At 49.7% G+C, this 20,656-nt stretch carries 18 protein-coding genes and 1 pseudogene; 14 read left to right on the forward strand and 5 right to left on the reverse strand.

What is annotated here, in order from left to right:
- The first annotated feature begins 7 nt into the window (after positions 1–7).
- The 14 genes and pseudogenes from E1H13_RS04590 to E1H13_RS04655 all read left to right on the forward strand — a co-directional run bounded on the left by E1H13_RS04590 (position 8) and on the right by E1H13_RS04655 (position 14,172).
- Positions 8–1,315, forward strand: a complete 1,308-nt coding sequence (locus tag E1H13_RS04590) for a UDP-N-acetylglucosamine 1-carboxyvinyltransferase (RefSeq protein WP_206070034.1) — start codon at positions 8–10, stop codon at positions 1,313–1,315.
- Between the two features lie 285 nt (positions 1,316–1,600).
- On the forward strand, positions 1,601–2,626 hold the full coding sequence (locus E1H13_RS04595; protein WP_169612224.1) for a glycosyltransferase: 1,026 nt from the start codon (positions 1,601–1,603) through the stop codon (positions 2,624–2,626).
- Positions 2,627–2,946: 320 nt separating this feature from the next.
- Positions 2,947–3,867: a glycosyltransferase family 2 protein gene (locus tag E1H13_RS04600; RefSeq protein ID WP_169612225.1), complete on the forward strand. Its 921-nt coding sequence runs from the start codon at positions 2,947–2,949 to the stop codon at positions 3,865–3,867.
- Between the two features lie 48 nt (positions 3,868–3,915).
- Positions 3,916–4,971: a glycosyltransferase family 4 protein gene (locus E1H13_RS04605; protein ID WP_169612226.1), complete on the forward strand. Its 1,056-nt coding sequence runs from the start codon at positions 3,916–3,918 to the stop codon at positions 4,969–4,971.
- A gap of 149 nt (positions 4,972–5,120) precedes the next feature.
- Complete coding sequence (locus tag E1H13_RS04610) at positions 5,121–6,377, forward strand: hypothetical protein (protein ID WP_169612227.1); 1,257 nt, start codon at positions 5,121–5,123, stop codon at positions 6,375–6,377.
- Between the two features lie 155 nt (positions 6,378–6,532).
- Entirely contained in the window at positions 6,533–7,495 is a 963-nt protein-coding gene (locus E1H13_RS04615; RefSeq protein WP_169612228.1) for a sulfotransferase, read from the forward strand.
- Between the two features lie 17 nt (positions 7,496–7,512).
- Positions 7,513–8,664: a glycosyltransferase family 4 protein gene (locus E1H13_RS04620; protein ID WP_169612229.1), complete on the forward strand. Its 1,152-nt coding sequence runs from the start codon at positions 7,513–7,515 to the stop codon at positions 8,662–8,664.
- Positions 8,665–8,688: 24 nt separating this feature from the next.
- Positions 8,689–9,369: a sugar transferase gene (locus tag E1H13_RS04625; protein ID WP_169612230.1), complete on the forward strand. Its 681-nt coding sequence runs from the start codon at positions 8,689–8,691 to the stop codon at positions 9,367–9,369.
- Entirely contained in the window at positions 9,356–10,195 is an 840-nt protein-coding gene (locus tag E1H13_RS04630) for an aldolase/citrate lyase family protein (protein ID WP_206070036.1), read from the forward strand. Before E1H13_RS04625 ends, E1H13_RS04630 begins: the two co-directional genes overlap by 14 nt.
- Before the next feature lie 8 nt (positions 10,196–10,203).
- Positions 10,204–11,184 carry a D-2-hydroxyacid dehydrogenase gene (locus E1H13_RS04635; RefSeq protein ID WP_169612231.1) on the forward strand — a complete coding sequence of 327 codons (981 nt, stop codon included), beginning with the start codon at positions 10,204–10,206 and terminating at the stop codon, positions 11,182–11,184.
- Positions 11,185–11,616: 432 nt separating this feature from the next.
- Positions 11,617–11,850 (forward strand): hypothetical protein, encoded by a 234-nt coding sequence (locus E1H13_RS04640; RefSeq protein WP_169612232.1) that lies wholly within the window; start codon positions 11,617–11,619, stop codon positions 11,848–11,850.
- 819 nt (positions 11,851–12,669) lie between these two features.
- The gene (locus E1H13_RS04645) at positions 12,670–13,293 is read left to right on the forward strand and encodes a DUF3782 domain-containing protein (RefSeq protein ID WP_169612233.1); all 624 of its coding nucleotides are present in this window, start codon (positions 12,670–12,672) and stop codon (positions 13,291–13,293) included.
- Positions 13,294–13,506: 213 nt separating this feature from the next.
- Positions 13,507–13,917: pseudogene (locus E1H13_RS04650) on the forward strand (DUF3782 domain-containing protein); the annotation flags it as partial.
- A 24-nt stretch (positions 13,918–13,941) separates the two neighbouring features.
- Positions 13,942–14,172, forward strand: coding sequence for a hypothetical protein (locus E1H13_RS04655; RefSeq protein ID WP_169612235.1), 231 nt, complete (start codon positions 13,942–13,944; stop codon positions 14,170–14,172).
- Between the two features lie 212 nt (positions 14,173–14,384).
- Here the strand turns inward: E1H13_RS04655 and rsmD are convergent, their stop codons facing one another.
- From rsmD to E1H13_RS04680, 5 genes are all read right to left on the reverse strand, one after another.
- Positions 14,385–14,942 (reverse strand): 16S rRNA (guanine(966)-N(2))-methyltransferase RsmD, encoded by a 558-nt coding sequence (gene rsmD / locus E1H13_RS04660; RefSeq protein ID WP_169612236.1) that lies wholly within the window; start codon positions 14,940–14,942, stop codon positions 14,385–14,387.
- Positions 14,943–14,945: 3 nt separating this feature from the next.
- Complete coding sequence (gene hisH / locus E1H13_RS04665) at positions 14,946–15,590, reverse strand: imidazole glycerol phosphate synthase subunit HisH (protein ID WP_169612237.1); 645 nt, start codon at positions 15,588–15,590, stop codon at positions 14,946–14,948.
- A gap of 82 nt (positions 15,591–15,672) precedes the next feature.
- On the reverse strand, positions 15,673–16,620 hold the full coding sequence (locus E1H13_RS04670) for a glycosyltransferase (RefSeq protein ID WP_169612238.1): 948 nt from the start codon (positions 16,618–16,620) through the stop codon (positions 15,673–15,675).
- Positions 16,621–16,649: 29 nt separating this feature from the next.
- Positions 16,650–18,173 carry a lipopolysaccharide biosynthesis protein gene (locus tag E1H13_RS04675; protein ID WP_206070038.1) on the reverse strand — a complete coding sequence of 508 codons (1,524 nt, stop codon included), beginning with the start codon at positions 18,171–18,173 and terminating at the stop codon, positions 16,650–16,652.
- A gap of 813 nt (positions 18,174–18,986) precedes the next feature.
- Positions 18,987–20,624: a DUF11 domain-containing protein gene (locus tag E1H13_RS04680; protein ID WP_169612239.1), complete on the reverse strand. Its 1,638-nt coding sequence runs from the start codon at positions 20,622–20,624 to the stop codon at positions 18,987–18,989.
- Between the last annotated feature and the right edge of the window lie 32 nt (positions 20,625–20,656).

Here is a 20,656-nt window from a genome sequence, read left to right on the forward strand (position 1 = left end):
TTGATTAATGTCTAATTCACAGATTGATCTGATTCATCAAGGCAACCTGTCTATGCAGGTGTGTGGCCCTCAGGTGCCATCAGGCAAAGTCCGGGTCAGTGGTGCGAAGAATGCAGCAACCCGAATGATGGCAGCAGCCATGCTAACAGATGAACCTGTTTATCTTCTCAACTTTCCCACTGCATTGGTTGATGTCTATCAAAAAGCTCGCTTTATTAAGGCCCTATCTGGCAAAGTGAAGCTTGATAAGACAGCTTCGTCAGCTCGCTTTGATTGTTCTCAGTTAACGCCAAGGATTTTAGATAAGTATGACTTTCCTATTCGTACAACCTATTTATTAGCTGCTGGTCAATTATTGCGTCAGGGAAAGGCATTTATTCCTTATCCTGGTGGTTGCAATTTAGGAGTTCGCAAATATGATCTACATCTCATGGTTTGGCTGACCCTGGGATGTCATGTAGAAGAAAAGCCATACTATATTGAAATTACAGGTCAACTAAGAGGAGCAGATATCCACTTCCCGATTTCTACAGTTGGAGGTACTGAAAATGCTCTTTTGTGTGGTGCGATCGCCTACGGTAAAACGAGAATTTATAATGCCTATGTTACGCCGGAGATAGAAAACCTGATTGATCTTTTAACCTTGATGGGAGCAAAAATTACAGTTATTGGAACCAGTTTGATAGAGATTGAGGGAGTCAACTATCTTAGAGGTGCAACTATTCCGGTCATATCCGATCGAATTGAGGCATTAACATGGATAATTTTTTCTGCTATTTCCGAAGGAAATATTCTGGTTGAAAATGTTCCATTCAAATTGATGGAAATACCATTACTCCACCTTAAAAAAGCTGGGCTAGACTTTTTTGCTAGCTCTAACTCTGTTTGGGTTTCCCCTGAGTCAATCCCTGAATATGGCCTACAGCCCTTTGAAATGGCCTGCGGCACGCATCCGGGAATAATTTCAGATATGCAGCCTTTTTATGCTCTTCTTGCATTACATTCAGCAGGGCGAAGTCTTGTAGTAGACTATCGCTATCCTGAACGCACTACATATTTAGAACAGCTATCTCAATTTTACCCTGGCGCTATTGAATGGAAGCCTGGGAAAATTACTATTAACGGCAAAAAACAGCCTACTGGGGCATCTGTAGTGTCAACGGATTTAAGAGGAAGTATGGCTCTTGTTTTAGCTGGCATTATGGCCATAGGAAAAAGTCAAATAGGTAAAGTCCACATGGCTTTGCGAGGATATGATCGCATGAAAGAAAAACTAGTCAAACTGGGAATTCAATTTGACATTCATCCTCAGTGAAAATTCCTATATATCAATTGTGTTGCATAAGCAAAATTTAGACGATGACCTTTCGCTTTCAGGTACTATAAGGCTAGTAATTGAATTATCTGTGGATGGTTGAAGGAGAAAATCACTAAGCAGTACTGAAATACCTGGCTTTAGCTTAGCAGTGATTTGTTGCGAATCATTAAAATACATCGCAAGAAGATATAAATATAAAAAATTAGTTTTAGTTATTAAATCAGAATAATTTGGTTTTTATAATACAGATTCGCAAGTTTAAAGATAAATATGGGTTGTCAAATGAAAGATTCTCTAGTAAGTGTCATCTCATGTTTTTATAATAGATCAGAATATGTTTGCAGGTCAGTTGAAAGTCTTTTAAGACAAACATACAAAAACATAGAAATTCTATTAGTAGACGATGGATCTACTGATGATACTCTTGATCAACTATCTTCCTATAAAGATTCACGAATCAAATTAATTTCGCATCGAAATAAGGGATTTGTTCGTGCACTTAAAGATGCAATTTCTATTTCCCACGGTAATTTTATCGCCATCCATGGCTCTGGGGATATTTCTTTACCTCAGCGAATAGAGAAACAGGTCTATATGTTAATGGATAATCCCAATATTGGTGTTGTAGGATGCTACCGTCAGGACTTTAGTATTGCAAGAAATTTATGGGACATACAAAAGCCAAGTGTGGCTGAGGATCAATTATCTCAGTTACTTTTGCATAATCCCTTCAGTCATGGAGAAGTGATGTTTCGACGGAGCTGCTATGAACAGGTCGGTGGTTATCGTGAATTCTTTGAGTTTGCTCAAGATCGAGACCTTTGGCTAAGGTTAGCTCCAATTACTCGTTTTGCAGTTGTTCCAGAAATTTTATATCGGAGAGAGCCTATCGAAGGCTCTGTGACTAAGACTCCATGTAAAGCAAGAAAGCAGACTTATTTATCAGAGTTTTCAATTTTTTGTGCACTAACAAGGAAACTTAAAAGTATTGATCCTCTAGATCAATACGGCTCTAAAGCTTTCATTGATTTCCAAAACTCTATTTCTGCTAAACACAAAATTTCTACTCGTCTAAGAGGTCTAGCATATCGCTATGCAGCAGATGGACAGTTTTTTGCAGCTAAAGAATTCATGAAAGAAGTGACTGATCTGAAACCCTCTTTTTTTAATGTAGTGGTTTCCAGAATTATAACCTCTTCTGAAAAGAATTTAACTTTAAGAAAGCTTATTAAAATATTACTGAGACTCAGATTTATATTTAAGGCAAGAGTAGAAAAAAATATAAAAAATGCCTTTAAAAAGGGCTGATTCGATTTAAATTCAGAAAATTATGCCGATTTATAAAATATAGCATTATTGCTTGCCTATTTTGTCGCTCCTCGTTACAACTAGAGAATAGCCCATAGCGTTTAATTTGCTAAACTCTTGGTCCCCATGGACGAAACATATAAGTAGCACCTGCAACACTGAGTTGAAGTGTTATTACTCTAAAAGTTATGGCTAGTAAATGACTCAAAATCATTTAAGCTTTGCTTAGCTAAATATCTGTATTTGAATGCATAATATTTTCGTTTTTGAATCAAAATTTTGTATAGGTTGTATTAAAAATCCTAATACCTTAAACTGATATGGGAAAACTAGAGTTAGTAAGTGTGATAGTAACAACTTATAAAAGAGCAAATTTAATATCAAGAGCTATTTTGAGTGTTTTATCGCAATCATACAAGCACTATGAGGTGTTAATTGTAGATGATAATCCTGTGGGATGTATTGAAAAGAAAGAAACACAAGCCGTCGTAAGAAAATTTTTAGGCCAAGCCAATATTCGTTACATCGATCTTCAAGGAAACTTTGGTTATGCCCTGGCTAGAAATGTAGGGATTAGAGAGAGTAAAGGAAAATATATCGCTTTCCTTGATGATGACGATGAATGGCTTCCACACAAATTGACTGAGCAAGTTAAGTGTATTCAAGAAGATTCTTCAATAGGAATGGTTTATTGCCGCTCTGTCAATCTCAAAGAAAATGGAGAAATTTATAAGTCAAACAAAAAAAAGTTACCTTCTGGATATATTTTTGAAAAAATTTTGGCTCAGGACATTATTGGTGCAACATCGAAAGTATTGGTGAGAAAATCTTGTATTGATCTAATTGGTTCGCTAAATGAGTTGACACCAACTAGAGCTGATCACGACTTTTTTCTCAGAATATCTAAAAAGTATAAGATTGGACTTGTTGACGAAGTTTTAGTCAACTTTTACATTGAGGGAAATAGGCTTAGTCGAGACTTTGAAAAAAAACTTGCGGGCTGGAAATTTTTCTTTGCATCTTGGGAAGAAGAGTTGAAAAAGTACCCTAAGGCAATGAAGAGTCAAAAGTTTAAGTTCAATTATGAAATCGGGAAGATTCTTTTTTTGAAGGGTGAGACTAAAAAATCAAAGCAATTCTTCAAAAAGGCGATAGCTCTCAAGCCTTATATGTTAAAAGCTTATTTTTTACTCTTTTGCTCATATTTAAATATTTCTTCAAACAAGATAGGGCTTAAATAGTAGTAAGTTTCAAGCAAATTAAAGCACTCATATTTAGGAGCTTGAGATTTGAGAGTCCATCATATTATTAATGATATTTGCTTGGATAGGGGAGGTGCTCAGCGAATTGTACGCTTTTTACACCAAGGACTAAGCGAACATGATATTGACTCTTATATTGTTGCTCTTAATGGCACAACTGGCAATCTGTCGAACGTAATTTCTATAGATTGTCCTTCACCTTATAGCTGGCAAGCGTTTTGGTTTGTTTACCAGTACTTACAAAAACAGTGTTTGCCAGAAGATATTGTACATGGGCATCTTTTTCCCACAATATTATATATAGCCCTAGCAGCCAAGATGCTTCGGTGGCCAGGACGATTGGTTTGCACAGAACACAATACCCATAATAGGCGCCGAGGAACTATCATTGGGAAATTGGTTGACAGTCAAATTTACCCAGCTTATGAACAAATCTATTGCATCAGCAGCGGTACTAAAAATGCTCTGCGAGGCTGGATGCCTGATCAAGCTGATAAGCTAAGAGTAATTGAAAACGGTACCTCATTACCCTGTAGCCAATTTAAACCTAGAACACCTAAAAATAAAATCATCATCGTTTCAGTGGGTCGCTTAAATAAGCAAAAAAACTATACGGCTGCTATTCAAGCGATGTCACTATTACGAAATGTCTCTGTTGAGTACCGCATTGCTGGGCTTGGTCCAGAAGAGACCGCACTAAAAAGTCTATGTGTGCAGTTGGGTCTGACTGATATTGTAAAGTTCTATGGCTATGTAGATGATATCTTTGCTTTTTTCAAACAAGCTGATGTCTTTTTGATGCCCTCCCGATGGGAGGGTTTTGGTCTAGCTGCTGTAGAAGCTATGAATACTGGCTTGCCGGTAATTGCAAGCAGTGTTGATGGCTTGAGAGAAATTGTAGACACCCCTGCACCCTGTGGAATTTTAGTCTCACCGGATAATCCTAAAGAAATTGCAGCAGCAGTGAAAACACTTCTTGATTTAAAGACAAGGCTAATATATGGGAAAAACGCCTTTAATCGCTCGGTTGAGTTTTCAATAGAAAAGATGATAAATAGATATTTGAACGCTTATAATGTTTAGGAAAGTTTGTAGCTTTAGATTGCGTTTAATTGAGGAAATAAATATTTTGGTGTACTGGCATGTAACTCTTTTCCTGCTAAGTGATTCTTGACTCGAAATCGCTTGTAAAGAAGGTTTGGATGAATACTTGAGTGTCTTATTGAAAACTAATGCTAACATTATCTATTATTCTTTCCTTTCTAATATTTTTAGATTGCTTCGTCAAGGCAAAAAAACTTTATTCAACACCAATTTTTATTGCCTTCTTTTTAAGATTAAGTCTCGCAACTTCATCATACTTTGACTTGATAGAGTTGCCTTCTTCCCCTGATGCTGCTGCTTTTTTGCGACGAGCTGATACATTCAGCTATTACAGTTGGGGAGAACTATCTAGCATTCTATCCAACCAGGCTGGTAGCTCTGCTATTTTCCCCGCTTTGGGAGCTTTAGTATATAAGACTTTTGGATTTAAGGATCCTTTGGCGATAACCATATTATTTTCTGTATGCTTCGGAACTCTTGCTGTTGCATTCACATATTATTTAAGTGAGATTTTGGTTGGGTCAAAGCGTGCTCGTCAAGTTATTTGGATTATAGTATTTTTCCCACCCATTGTTTTGAATTCTTCTGTTTATAATAGGGAGGCACTATGTGGTGCCTTATTTACTTTGGGCTTATATTATGTAGCCCGTTGGTGGAGTCAAGCTGAAAATCAGAAGAGTAAAATTTCTCATGTGGTAGGTGCAGTTGTGTGCTTTATCCTTGCCTCTTGGATTCATGGGGGCTATGTATTTGTTTTTATTGGCTTACTTGTTTTGTCTGCATGGGAAATTATCAGGCTCGTATTCAGTCCCACTAGAAAGTTTAATAGAAAAAAAATAGTTATTGCTTTTACCGGTTTTTTTCTGTTAATTACTTTAACATTTTTTGCTATTACCTCTCAAGTGTCTTTTGGTAAAGTCGGAAATGTGGCTGATACTATTTCATCTGCTGATGAAGTAATTGACTCCCAGGTAGAAAGAGAGGGTAGGGGGGGGTCTGTTTATCCAGATTTCGCTCAGAGAATCTTACCAGTTAGAGTAATCTACTTTTTGTTCTCTCCCTTTCCATGGGATATTCGTTCGGCAAGAATGCTCCAGGGATTTATTGCTACCGCTGTATTCCTTTATATAGCTATTTCAATATTTAAGAGTATTAGAGGTGGCTTTTTTCGTGGTAGAAATGATGTAAGAGCAGTCTCAATAGTCCTTGCCATCTCAATTTTTGTATTTGCTGTCGGCACCCGAAATATTGGAACTTCCATAAGACATCGAAGTAAGTTTTTGTATGGTTTGCTTGGATTATCTGCAGCTACCGTCTTTAAGTCTGACCCTTCAAGACAGAAATATTTTTATGGAGTAGAAAATAACAGCAATCACGGCATCTGATATTTGATATTAAACTAGACTCTTGCTAAGAATCAACTACTTTTGTTAAAAATTGATCAGAGATCAATGCTGTTTTCTGTAGTGTTAATCTTTTGTGATCATCCACCCGAAGCTTTGCTGAGTTTCTTTAGAAAATAAGATTTGGATTTATAGTAATGGAGAAAAGTGAAAAAGATATATTCTTCATTTTCGGCTCTGGGCGATGCGGAACAACCCTGTTGCGTGCATTGCTGGTTAGTCATCCAGATATCTGTATTCCAGGAGAAACTCACTTTTATAACCAGTACACAAAGCTCCAGTCCATAAAGTACGGTCCAATGCGACCAGCTTTGTATCGTCAGCTTGTTGATAAATTTCCATCCTGGGGCCATGTAAAAAGCGAAACTCTGGATTGGCAGCTGTTTCACGAATTAGCCTTAAACTCTACACCCAGTTGGGATTCGCTATTTATTGCTTACTTAACGGCCTATCGCCTATCCTTAGGTAAGAAAATCGTCGGCGAAAAAACTCCAGGACACTTCAAAAGTATTAACTCCTTAGCCAATAACTTTCCTGAATCTAAATTCATCCACATCATTCGCGACCCAAGAGCCGTTGTCGCCTCTTACCTGAAGCATACCTTTTACCAAGACTGCTTCGGCTCCAACGTTGCTAGAGCTGCCCAAAAATGGGTGGATGCTGCAAAGTTTCACTGCAAAATCCTCAATAGCCCTCACTCGCTTCAAGCTCGATACTTAATGCTTAGGTATGAAGATCTAGTAGATGATCCTGAATCTGTTATCCATAAAGCCTTGCAGCATATTGGTGCAGATCCAACTCAGTTTACTATGACCGCTTATTGTGGACTCGATTTAGACGGCGTCAATCGCACTAACCACGCCAACATTGGCAAACCAATTTCTTCCGCATTCAACAATAAATGGAAAGACGAGTTGAGTCCCCAACAAATGTCTATTATTGAAACCATTTGTCAGCCATACTTGGAAAAACTAGGCTACTCCACCCACTCCCAGTCAACAGCCTCATCCTTGAAGCTTGAAACTTTTCGTGAGGAGTGCGTGGCCGAACTCCTTCAGATGCGGCTCATCGCCAGAAAGCTACTCTCTACAATCACCTAATCGTAGTCGCCCCAGCCATGGATATCCTCTTCATCGCTGCCAACGCCCGCTCACTGGTGGCCAATCGCGGCGAACTAATCAAAACCCTCACCCACCAAGGGCTTAACGTCGGTGCCCTGGTCCCAGAATACGACTACCTCGATACCGTCAAAGACCTCGGTATCCCCATCTGGACCTACCACCTCGATCGCCACTCCACCAACCCACTCCAAAACCTCATCGCCTTCTGGCAACTACGCCAACAAATTGCCAGCATCGCCCCCCACAGCATTTTTGCCTACGCCATCAAACCCGTCACCTTCGGCGTCTTCGCCGCCCGCCTGGCTGGCGTTAAATACAGCTATTGCTTGCTCACAGGGCTAGGATACCTCTTTGCCTCCACCAGCTTAAAAGCCCGCATCCTACGACAAATCACCCAGGGGCTTCTGGGCGGCTCCGCCATGCTCAGCACCCTGTTTATTTTCCAAAACCCAGACGACCAGGCCGACCTCGAAAAAAATTGGCTCTTTCGCACCTTTGCCCGCAGCATCGTCGTCAACGGTTCCGGTGTTGACCTCAACGCTTATCCATTTTCAGCCCCCCCCAGCAGCCCAGTCACCTTCATTTGTATCGCTCGTCTGATTCAAGAAAAAGGCATTCAAGACTTTGCCCAGGCCGCAGCCCAGGTCAAAGCCAAGCATCCATCAACCACCTTCCTACTCCTGGGCGGCCTAGATAGCACCCTCAAAAATGCCATCTCCCCCACCCAACTAGAGCAATGGCAGGCCGAAGCAGCCGTAGACATCATCGGCAAAGTCAAAGACGTGCGCCCCTACTTGCAACAAGCCTCGGTCATGGTGCTGCCCTCCTACTATCGCGAAGGTATCCCCCGTTCCATCCTCGAAGCCATGAGCATGGGGCGTCCCATCATCACCTGCGACACCCCCGGTTGCCGCGAAACTGTCGTAGACAGTGTCAATGGTTATCTCATCCCCCCCAGACATGCAACCGCCCTACAGGACGCCATGTTGCGATTTATCGAAAACCCCGATTCTATTCAAGCGATGGGCATAGCCTCCCGCCGCTTCGCTGAAACCAAATTTGATGTGGTCAAAGTCAACCAGGCCATGATCCAAGCCATGCAGCAAACGAGACCAGAAACAATGGCATTTTCTGACCAACCTCAGTAACATGTGTACTTTTCCAGGGTGTCTATGCAAGATTCAGCCAAACGACTGTTCGACATCGTCTCCAGCAGTGTGGCGCTGGTCATCCTCGCCATCCCCCTACTGCTGATCGCCCTTTGGATTCGCCTCGATAGCCCCGGTCCCATCCTGTTTCGCCAGACTCGCATTGGTCGCCATGGTCGTCCCTTCTCTATCGTCAAATTCCGCAGCATGCGGCACCGCAACCCCCAAGGGATCGACCAACATGCCGAGCCAGTGGTGACCACTGGCCACGATCCCCGCATCACGCGAGCTGGGCGCCTGCTTCGAGCCACCAGCCTGGACGAACTGCCCCAGCTATGGAACATTTTGGTCGGCGAAATGAGCGTCGTCGGCCCCCGCCCGGTGCTGCCCGAACAAGTTGAGGTCGTCCCCGATCACTTACGCCAGCGCTTCCAGGTCCGCCCTGGCCTTACCGGCTTGGCCCAGGTGCGCGGTCGCCGCAGCCTCAGTTGGCTAGACCAGTTAGCCGCCGATCAAGAATACGTGGCTCGCCACAGCTTGGTTATGGACCTGGGGCTTATCGTTCGCACCATTGGGGTGTTGTTCACTGGCAGTGGCGTCTATGGGGGCGAAGCCCAAAACTGGCGCGCCTACCGGGATACCTTAAAGCGCTCAGCCCGACCCGTATCCAGTTCCACAAAGCCTTCCAACCATGGCCCCAGCTAACCTCCACTGCATGTTGATTACCGCCAACCCGGCGATCGCCCAATATGCCGAACAAGCCGGGGTCCAGCGCATCTTCATCGACATGGAAGTGTTGGGCAAAGCCGAACGCCAGGGCCACCTCAATACCCACAAAGCCCACCATACCTATGCAGACATCAGCACCCTTCGGGCGGTACTCACCCAGGCAGAACTGATGGTGCGCCTGAACCCCCTGCATGACAGCACCCCCAGCGAAATCGATCAAGCCATTGCCCACGGTGCCCAGCGGTTGATGCTACCCATGTTCCATCGCCGTACCGAGGTGCGCCGCTTTTTGGATCTGGTGAATGGGCGGGTACCCGTTACCCTGCTCACCGAAACCCCCCCGGCCCTAACCCGTTTGCCCACCTACATAGCCGATCTGGGGCCAACCGACCAGATCCACATTGGCCTCAACGACCTGTCCCTGGGCATGGGGCTCGACTTTTTGTTTGAGCCGGTGGCCGCTGGGCTGCTGGACCCCGTGGCAGACCTGTTAAACCAAAACGACATTACCTGGGGCTTTGGCGGCATTGCCCGCATGGGCACCGGCACCCTGCCAGCGGAATTGGTGCTCAGTGAGCATGTGCGCTTGGGGTCGGGTTGGGTGATTCTCTCCCGTGCCTTCCATGGAGAAGCCGCCACGGTAGAAGCCCTATGCGATCGCCTTGACCTCAAGGCCGAACTGCAAAAACTCTGGGCCACTGAAACGCAGCTACGCCAGGCGGGGCAGGCTACCCTACAGCAAAACCACCAGCAGTTTGCCGCCAAAACCTTTGCCCTTGCCGCCCAAGCCGCCCCCCGCTAACGACGCCCATGCCCCAGCCCTACCCCATTCAGCGCGTGCTGTTCGTGCAAAAAGCTAACGTCCTCCCCCAACAACAGGGGCTGGTCCACCAAAAGCTGACGGAAGCCCTGGGCCAGTTAGACATCCTTTGCATCAGCTCCCCTGACGACCTTGCCCAAGGCAGTTGTTTTGACGCAGTCATCACCCCCACCCTGCCCTGGTTGCCAGACCTACTACACCGGCTAGATACCTGCCCCTGGCTGCACTTTCTTTCCGCCGGGGTCGAGAAAATCTGGTCGATGGACTTCGATAAGCAAAACCGGCTGCTGACCAAAAGCAGCGGCGTCCATGGCCCCGCCATGGGCGAGTATGCCATCGGGGCCATGCTCTACTTTGCCAAGCAATTTGGCCGCTTTCACCATCAATCCCAGCAGCGCCAGTGGCAACGCACCTGGCTCGATGAACTGACTGGCAGAACTGTGGCCATTCTGGGGCTGGGCCACATCGGCCAAACCATTGCCCAGCGGGCCAAAGCCTTTGATATGACCGTCTGGGGCACCCTGAACCATCCCCGACCCATACCCCAGGTAGACCAGGTATTTAGCCATGATCAGCTGTGGGCTCGGTTATCAGAGGTGGACTACCTGGTGGTGTGTCTACCCCTGACCTCCGCTACCCGTCACCTGGTTAACCACCAGGTTCTGGGCCAACTCAAACCGGGGGCCGTGCTGATTGACATCTCTCGGGGCGGCATTGTCTCGGCCGCCGCCGTGCTACAAGCCCTGGATAGCGGTGTCCTAAAAGGGGCCGCTCTGGATGTGTTTGAGCACCAGCCCCTACCAGAAACCTCTCCCCTCTGGGCTCGCCCTGATATCCTCCTAACCCCCCATGTCTCTGGCACCACTCCCTACTACCTGGAGCGCGCCCTGGATATCTTTATTCAAAACGCCCAACACCTCGCCCACGGCCAAGCCCCCATCACTCCCGTGAATGTGGCCGCAGGCTACTAAGCTGAATCGTCATCGCTACCATCTTGACTCATGGCCCTGAACCGACTATGCTCATTCACTAAGCTGTTATTTGACGACGGCTGACCGTTCAGAACTCATGATCTTGGCGCTGCCCGTGGATGCTACCAACACCCACAGACAGCTAACCCACCGCAACTGGTTACAGCAGTTGGGGGGCTCAAGACATCATAGCCAGCCCACATTGCACAAACAAGCGGGGTAGCTAAGGGATTGAGTTCTGGTTTCCTCCCGTGAGGGAAAGGCAAAAGGCAAAAGGCAAAAGGCAGAAGTGGTTTGGTCTGTAGGTAGCCTAACTGGGCCGCCCACATGAACCCTCTGTAGCTTGCCCATTTTTCTCATCGCCTTTCAGGTTGTCGCTAAGCGACAACCGATCGCGGGGTTTGTTTACCCTACGACAGGAAAACCAGAACCATGTTTCAAACCCAAACCGAGGGCACCCCTGCCCCCACCGTTTCCGCTGGCCCCACCGCCCACCACGAAAAAGTCAGACACCTGCTGTTCGGCAGCGAAGCCGCCCTGCAACAGGTGATCCACACCCTGCATGTGCTTGGCTACGCCGAAGTCACCCACTGGACCAAACCCCTGCCCACCGGCAGACCCGGCGAAGTCATGCGCATCTTGACCCGGCACTTGATGGTGGAATAAGCCAAAGCCCTGCATTGGGCCAGGATGCCAAGATCACAGGGTTCTGCCCACGGGTACCCCAAAATTTCTGGCTAATCAGCCCAAGACCCTCCTAAGAAAACGTGCTCCGATCGTAGATCGTAGGGTGGGCTCTGCCCACCAGACCCAGGAAACGCCCTCACAAGGTTTCTTCCTGCTCTATCGAAGTAATGGGCTTCGACAAGCTCAGCCCGAGCGCGCTGAAACCGTTCGCCCTGAGCCTGTCGAAGGGCATCGTCTAAGACTGATACACAGAGCGATCAGTGTGTATGCTTCCCGCCTTGCGTTGATACCCGGATCTGCACCGGCATTCTAGTGCAGCGTCAAGACTAAAAATTAGAGTCCCCGTAGGTTGGGTGAACGTAGGGTCACCCAACAGCAGTCAGCCTTGTTGGGTTCTGCTGGCGCGCCACCCAACCTACAAATTTAGAATTGACTGGGAGGGGTGCCCGGAGGGCGGGGTGGTCCCCTCCTGGGAGGGGTGCCCGGAGGGCGGGGTGGGTTCCCCGGACTTGCTTGACCCACCCCTACCTACTTCGACAAGTTGCCCCTCCGGGGCCGCTACGCGCTAGCGAAGCCATGCCGCAGGCTATACAGCACAGGCCTCCCAGGAGGGGATTTCGGACAAATTCCTACATCTGCTAATCCTCCATTCAACACTTGACGTTGCACTGTGGTCTGTCTAACCAAAAATGACAAGTCAGCAGGATCTACCCACCGTCCACCGCTCACCGTTTACCGTTCACCCCGCCTTACCCCACCAACGCCTAAAATAGAGCTAAGCCCGTTTCCTCCCTACCCATGTCCACCGCCCAACCCACCTACGACGACATTCTGCGACTGTTTCAAGAAACTGACCGTAAGTTTCAAGAGACCGATCGCAAATTCCAAGAAACCGATCGCAAATTCCAAGAAACCGATCGCCAGCTCCAAGAGACCGATCGCCAGATCCAGGCCACTATTCAAGAAAACCGTCGCATTAACCAGCAAGTCAGCAAACAACTGAGTGAACTGGGTGGCGCTTGGGGGCGCTTTGTGGAAGACCTGGTGGCTCCGGCCTGTGAACGCCTTTTTCTGGAGCGGGGGATTCCTGTCGATCAAGTCAGCCAGCGGGTAAAACGGCGGCGGCAAGGAGACACCCTCGAAATTGATGTCCTGGTGGTGAACCAAGGTCACGTTTTGGCCGTAGAAGTGAAAAGTAGCCTCAGTGTGGCCGATGTCAACGACTTCATTGCCGACCTAGGGCGCTTCTCCACCTTCTTTCCCGAATATGCCGATATGCAACTCTACGGAGCCGTAGCTGGCATCGGTATTGAATCCGGGGCCGATCGCTACGCCTACCGCCAGGGGCTGTTTGTGATGGCCCAATCCGGCGACAGCGTTACCCTTCTCAATGACGATCAATTTCAGCCAAGAGCCTGGTAGCCTCTGGAGAGGAGATGGGACGTTGGACATTAGGGAAGGTTGTAAAGGCAAGTGCAAGGAGTGCATCCCAGTTTTGCAAGTTGGCCCTCATCCCCCAGCCCCTTCTCCCAAAATGGGAGAAGGGGGGCCGGATTCAAAGTCCCTCTCCCGCTTTGGGAGAGGGATTTAGGGTGAGGGCTGCAAAAGTGGGATGCACCCAGCGTAAGGAGGAAAGGGGTGCGCCTTTTTCATGATTTCGATGCCTGGGACGTCCGTCCTGACATAAAGCGTTTATTTCAGGAACGTGGCATTATGCTGCATGAACTGTCCGCTGTCTTTGTACAGCGAGGCGGAGAGAGCTTAGATATCGATTTGCTAGCTGCCAATGGCACCAGGGCTATAATCGTAGCGATCAGGAAGACCCTAAAACAAGCAGATTTGGACGAACACCTGGAACGCCTCAGCAAATTCAAACGACTGATGCCCCGCTATCGGGATGTCAACGCCCTGGGAGCCGTCGCGGCCATGGTTGTTCCATCCGACGTTGCCCGCTACGCCTACCGCCAGGGGCTGTTTGTGATGGCCCAATCCGGCGACGACATGGTGCTTTTAAACGATGCCAACTTCAACCCCAGGGTTTGGTAAACGCTGAGCTGTATTCTAAAACCCATGGAAGAACTACTCGACTTAAAAGATCGCCTGCGCCAGGGAGACATTGCCGGTGCCCTGATGATTGTCGAAGATGAAGACTTGCGGGGGGCACTGGAAGAAGCCTATGAACCCGCACTTAACGCCGCTTCCCTGGACGTGGCCGAAGGCATTTACGAACCCGAAGCCCTGGCCAGCCTGGTCGATCGCGACGACATCATCCAGCAGGCCCTGGCCCAAGTGATTCCGTAGGGCAGAATCCTCCGGCATAGACAGTAGCCGGTTGTAGTAACGTCAGTTCGATGGAATCTCATGCAGCAGTAAAGTCGGCCCCATCCCCTCCTTGGAGGGGTGCCCGGAGGGCGGGGTGGGTCATTCGGGGTTTCAGGGGTCAGGGGTCAGGTTTTGGGTTTCGGGTTTTAGCATCCCCTCCTGGGAGGGGCAGGGGTGGGTCATTCGGGGTTTCAGGTGTCAGCATCCCCTCCTGGCATGGCATAAAACGCCAGGTGAGTCGTGCCGTAGCGCTTTTGACGAATTAACTCCAGCCCCGGCACCAGGCCCGCTGTCCAGGCCCCAGGCCGATGCTCTACGGCGATCTCGCCCCCTGGGGCCAGCAGTTGCAGGGCCACCACCCGCTCCAGCACCGCATCGTACAGGCCGCCATCGTAGGGGGGGTCAAAATAAATCAAGTCAAAAGCTTGGCCATGGAGCCGCGACAGCTGCTTGACCACATCCCCCCGAAACAGGCGCATGGTCTGGTCGGCTCGGGCCACCCGCTGCCAATTTTCCCGAGTCACCTTATAGGCCTCTGGGGATAGCTCCACCCCGACCACCTCGGCGGCTCCCCGGCACAGGGCCTCGGCCCCCATCGCCCCACTGCCGGTACACAGGTCCAGCCAGCGGCAGCCCGCCACCCGCCCCTGCCAAACATTAAACAGCGCCTGCCGCACCCGGGCCGAGGTGGGTCGGGTGCCTAAGCCGGGTACAGTTTTGAGGGCGCGGTTGCCGTAAATGCGGAGCATGGCTTATCGGGCCACCGCCGGACGCTGGGCCTGGACCAGGGCCACAAAGTTGGCCAGCATGGTCAGCCCCGCCGGGGCCGACTTTTCCGGGTGGTACTGCATGGCCATTACATTCTCCTGGGCGATCGCGGCGGTTACCGTCTGGCTGCCGTGGGTGGTGGTGGCGGCCATCACCTGGGGGTCCCTGGGTTCGGCATAGTAAGAGTGGACAAAGTAGACCCAGTCGCCATCCTGAATGCCCGACCACAGGGGGCAATCCGGTTGGGTCAGGGTCAACTGGTTCCAGCCCATGTGGGGAATGGTGATGCCCGGTTCTGGCTGAAACTTTTTGATATGCCCGGGGATAATACCCAGCCCCGCTTCCTGGCCTTCGTCGCTATAGTCAAACAGCAGCTGCAGCCCCAGGCAAATGCCCAAAAACGGCTTGCCCCTGGCGATCGCATCCTTGATCGGCTGGATTAGATCCCGCGATCGCAAATGCCGCATGGCCGGGTCAAAGGCCCCATCCCCCGGCAGCACCAGGGCATCGGCAGCAGCCAGGTCAGCGGCTACATCGGTAATGTGAGGGGTTGCCCCCGCGATCGCCAACCCCTTGCAGGCGGAGTGCAAGTTTCCCATGTCATAGTCAATCACGGCGATGTTGGCCATCATCTCTCCTGGGCTGAGGTCACCCTTCAATACTATCCCCTCTGGTAGGTTCAGAGGGACTGTTTGGTGTTACGGAATGCCATCACTCCGACTCCTGCCCCTGGTCGGCATGATATCGGTTAGTGACGTTCCTCATGTACAGCCTAAGTCGCGTCCATGACTTGAGATACCGCAGATAGATATACATCAAATAGCAGCCTAGTTGCTTACGAAACCCTTGGACTTGAGGCTTTTCAGCTAAATCAAAGAAGTACTTGATGTGAGGTTTAAAGTCGATCAGCACGTCCGCCAAGAACCGGCTCAAGGGCCAATCATCCGTATCATTCAGGTAATAGTCTCCTTCGGTAATGCGGACCACCTTTTTGCGTAACGCCCTGAAGCTGGTGCGGGCCGGATGGGCAATCACCACATCCTCAGCATAAATTTGTTCGTAGCCAGCGGCAAACACCCGCTTTCCCCACTCACTGTCTCCGCCCGATTGCAGCGTGTCATTAAAAGCGCCAACGTTTGCAAAAACGTCCTTAAATGTAAACACATTGGCCGTGGCGCCAAAGTGGTACTTTTCAATGTATTTCTGCTGGGTCAGCAGATGTAAGCTGTCATAAATTTCCGCGATCGATGGGGATTCCGGCGACTGAAAGAAAAACTTAATTCGCCCAGCCACTAACCCACAGTCTGGGTGTTGACTTAAGTGCTGTGCCCCCCGCTCCAGCCAGTCCGCAGCTGGAATACAGTCTGAATCGGTAAACGCGATCGCCGGTCCTTGAGCTAGGGTGAGTCCCAGGTTCCTGGCGGCGTAGGAGCCCCGCCGGGGTTGATGGGCCACGGTCAGGGTCAGGGCACTAAACTCCTCTGGCAGCCGGACCAGGGCCTGATCGGCCCCAGGGCTGTTGTCTACCACCACCACCTCAAAATTATCCTTGGGGTAGGTCTGGTCGGCCAGCGCCCCCAGACATTCCCTGAGGCGAGCGACGTCATTAAACACCGGAATAATCACTGAAATAAAGGGTAAGGGGCGATCGGTGGTCATAAGCAGTTCGCAAAAGACAGTACCCGTTCTCACTTGCGTTTAAACTCTTTCGTTACCCGCAAAATCTCAAAAAATGTCCGCCGTCCACCGGGTACCACCATCCACAAGCCAACATAAAAAAGTGCATACATGACAGCATCTACCCCTAAGCTGATCAGCACATTAATCTCAGCGGCAATCGATTGATTGATTAACACCACCAATGCTGCCGCTCCCAGGGCGGCAAAGGCCGGACGCGATAAAGTCTTCAATAGATCAATCGGTCGGAGTGGAATCCCCCGGTAGCAATACAGCACTTCAATCCCAATCAAAATCGGTTGCAAGGCCCCATAGGCGGCGGCGACCCCCACAGCCCCCCAGCGCACACTAATCAGAAACGTAACTACATTAACGCCCGACGAAAAAATCCCCCAGCGCAGCTGCCGATCCACCCGCCCCAGGGATTGATAGGCCCACCCCATTGATATGGTGAATGTGGCCACAAACGCTGCTGGCATCAAAAATTGAAAGATGGGCAAGACCCCCAACCAATTTTGCCCCAGCAATATTAAAATCACTTTCTCTGACGAGGCAAACAAAAAAGCCACCAGCGGCATACCCAGGGTGGTGATCGCTAAAACTGCTTTGAAATAGGCTCGCTGATAGCGCTCTGGGTCCCCCTGCAAGCGACTGAGGGCCGAGAGCACCACATTGTAAACCGGGCCGTTGATCTGGGTAATGGGTAGTAGCAGTAATTGATAGGCCTTGCTGTAAAGCCCGAGTTCACCAGCCCCCCAGACCCGGCCAATCATCACATTGTCGAAGTTGCGGGAAAAATAGTTTAAACAGCGAAAGCCCGTGAGGTTGCCGCCAAATTTCAGCATTGAGCGAATGTCTGGGCTCCAGGCGGGTGGCCCTGGTTTCCACTGGCAAGCCAGCCAAACCCCAGCCACAAAGGCCAGCTTGGTGGCCAGTTGCATATAAATCAAAGCCCAGTAGCCGGCCCCGTAAAAGGCGGTTATTTGAGCCGTCAACACCCCGATAACCAGAGAAATAATATCAACTTTGGCCAGGGCCAAAAAGCTCATTTGCCGTCTGAGCAGGGCCTGATGTTGAACCGTCAACCCACTTAAAATAAAGGTTGTCGCTAAGACTAGGGTGATGGGGATCAGACGTGATTCGCCATAAAACCAGGCGATCGCTGGGGACAGGGCCGCGACAATCAGGGCGATGGCAATACTGATGAGTAGATTAATCCAAAACAGGGCACTCACCTGTTGGTGGTTAATTTGCTCCTTTTGGATAATGGCTTCAGACAGGCCCAGGTCCTTAAAGATTTGCACGAAGCCAATCACCACCGTCACCATGCCAATCAAACCATAGTCATCCGGGGTCAGCAGCCGCGCCAGAATCACGGTTGAAGCCATGGTGAGGCCAAACTTTAGCCCCTGGGCGGTGATGGTGACAGCCCCACTGCGAACTGTGCGGGTGCCCAGATTACCGGTTAGGTGATCCGTGCGAAAAAACTGGTCTGAATTAGTATCTTTAAATCTGGGTTTCAAACGTTTGATCAAGGAAATAGCCTCGGTTGAGCGTCTGGGAGTTTTTTCGCATACAAAGCTAGTACAGCAAGGCAGAAGTAAGAAGGCAGAAGTAAGAAGGCAGAAGTAAGAAGGCAGAAGTAAGAAGGCAGAAGGCGAATTCCGCTCTAAGCAAAGGTTCGGGCTTGTGGAAATAGATGAGTCACTTCTGCCTCAGAGTACTAGTGGTTTGTCAAGGCTAAAAATTAGGGTAAGCGCTGTGCCAAAGCCTGGTACCTTCAGGAAGGTTGCCACCGTTCTGCCATACAGTCATGCCACAGCAGCGCTTCAGCCCTTAATTATTATGACAAAGGCATTTGCCATCCCTGAGGAAACACAGCATCTTAACCAACTGCTCATCTTTGTAAGTTGACCGTAAAGCTAATTAAGAGCGCCACCCAACCTACAAATTTAGAAGTGACTGAACACTAGCACGCCGGTTCAGATCCCAGCGGTTGACTAACGGCGGTGCCCTTCGATAAAGCAGAAAGAAACCCGGTGACGGCGGTTCCTGGGGTTGGTGGGCAGAGCCCACCCTACGATCGGAGCCGAGTTTCTTAGGAGCAGAAAGAAACCCGGTGACGACGGTTCCTGGGGTTGGTGGGCAGAGCCCACCCTACGATCGGAGCCGAGTTTCTTAGGAGGGTTCTGTCCCTGGGATGCCCCGAAACTCATGGCCAATCAGCCCAAGAACCCTGGGATCTTGACATACTGTACCGATGCTCTAGGCAGGCAATTCCAACCAAAAAAAGGGAGGCAAGTCTGCCTCCCAAGCGGGGGAATACCCTATATTGATGCTTGTACTGGCTAGTTGACCGTGGCTCTGAAGGTGACTAACCCCACCTCATTGCTGTCAACATCGCCCACATTCACCACCACAGCCCCATTGCCCTGGTCAGCCCCACAGGCCGTGGGCAGAGCCTCGCCTGGTTGGAAAAATGTGCCCGGGTCGCCATCATCGTCATTGGTATAGGTCACCCGAGGGCCAGCCGGAGAGGAGGATTCAATTGCTTCGATGCCTTCCCCAGCACCAAAGGTATCGGGCGAGAAGGTCAGGGCGGCCGGAATTTGGTCGCAGATGACCACATCTTCGGCGGGGCCAGCCCCAATGTTAGAGAAGTAAATGGTGTACTCCACTTCGTTGCCTGGGCCCACCGGGGGGTCGGCAATGGTGGTCACCCCCTGACCCAACCCTTCCTGTTGCAACAGGTCAACATGGGGGTCCCCTGCCCCTTCCACGACTGTAAAGTCAGGCACGTTGGCGGGGCCAGCCAGGTTGGTGATCCGCTTGGTGAGGGCAAAGTCGCCGACCGGCACCTGCTGTGCCTGCACCAGACCAAAACCCCCGGCAACCAGGTCTAGACCGCCAGCTCCAGACCCGCCGCCAGTAGTATCTGAAAAACCAGGGCCGAGAAAGTCTGCCAGATCAGCTCCAGGCCCGACATCAGCGGCAAATAGGGAGTAGCCAAAAATCGTATCGACCGTGTCGTCGACCAGAGAATTGATCGGGAAGACAATGCCTTCGATTGATTGGGGCCCAACCTGGTGGGATGGATTATAGACCGGGTCAGTGGGGTCGGTAGACAGGGGTAAGTCATCGGCCCGCAAAACAGCCGTAGGAATTGGGGCTAAACCACTGTTCCCCCAGTCTCCCCGATCTACCTCAATCAGCGGACCATACTCGGTGGGGTCACCATTGCCATCTACAGCAGTTACAGCCGCAATTCCAAAGTCGTCATTGCCCCCCCGCTCTAGAATTAGAAAGCCTGTGGTAGCGCGATCGAGGGTAGTCAGGTCTATCCCTGTAATGTCTGGTGGGTCGCCCGTAATTAAGTAGTCGATCCGCTGAATATTGTTGCGAGTTTCTCGACCAGCAACGTTAAGGTCCGCGTTGTGGAAGACATTGTCAATGCCGCGATTAATAATCTGGCTGAGCATCGCTTCTTCCAGGGTCAATGCCCGCTCGGGGGCAAGGCTGATCTCGTCAGTTGGCGGGTTGTTTTCTTCGCTTTCAAAAAAGATAACTACCCGTTCTTCGGGAATAGCTGGATCTCGTCGAAACACCAACCGTTCTGGCAGCCCGGCTGGGGGCAAGAGCTGGCGAGCGGGCTCAAATCGCTCGCCGCCGACAATCACGGCATCCAAGATCAAGTTGTTGCCTGCGCCAAAGGTGAGGTTGGTGGTATTACCTGTACACCCACCATAGCTCCCTTCATCACAGGGATCGGCATAGGGAGTATCAGGAAAATTAAGTTCGTCTGCAATCCCTGGACTGGTAATGATTTGATCAACGCCAAAGAATCCGCCGGGGTTGGCCTGGGCCATGGCCGGTTTGGCCCGCAGCAGCATGCCCAGGGTCATGACGATGACTAACCCCATGGCCGTTAGGGCATAGAGAATTTGCTTGGCCGTGCGTTTAATCTTGTACCGAAACGTTGCAAACATAACCTGTGCTTTTCAGATGGAGGACTGGGGGC

It is taken from the genome of Nodosilinea sp. P-1105 (assembly GCF_012911975.1).
In the GTDB taxonomy this organism is placed as follows: domain Bacteria; phylum Cyanobacteriota; class Cyanobacteriia; order Phormidesmidales; family Phormidesmidaceae; genus Nodosilinea.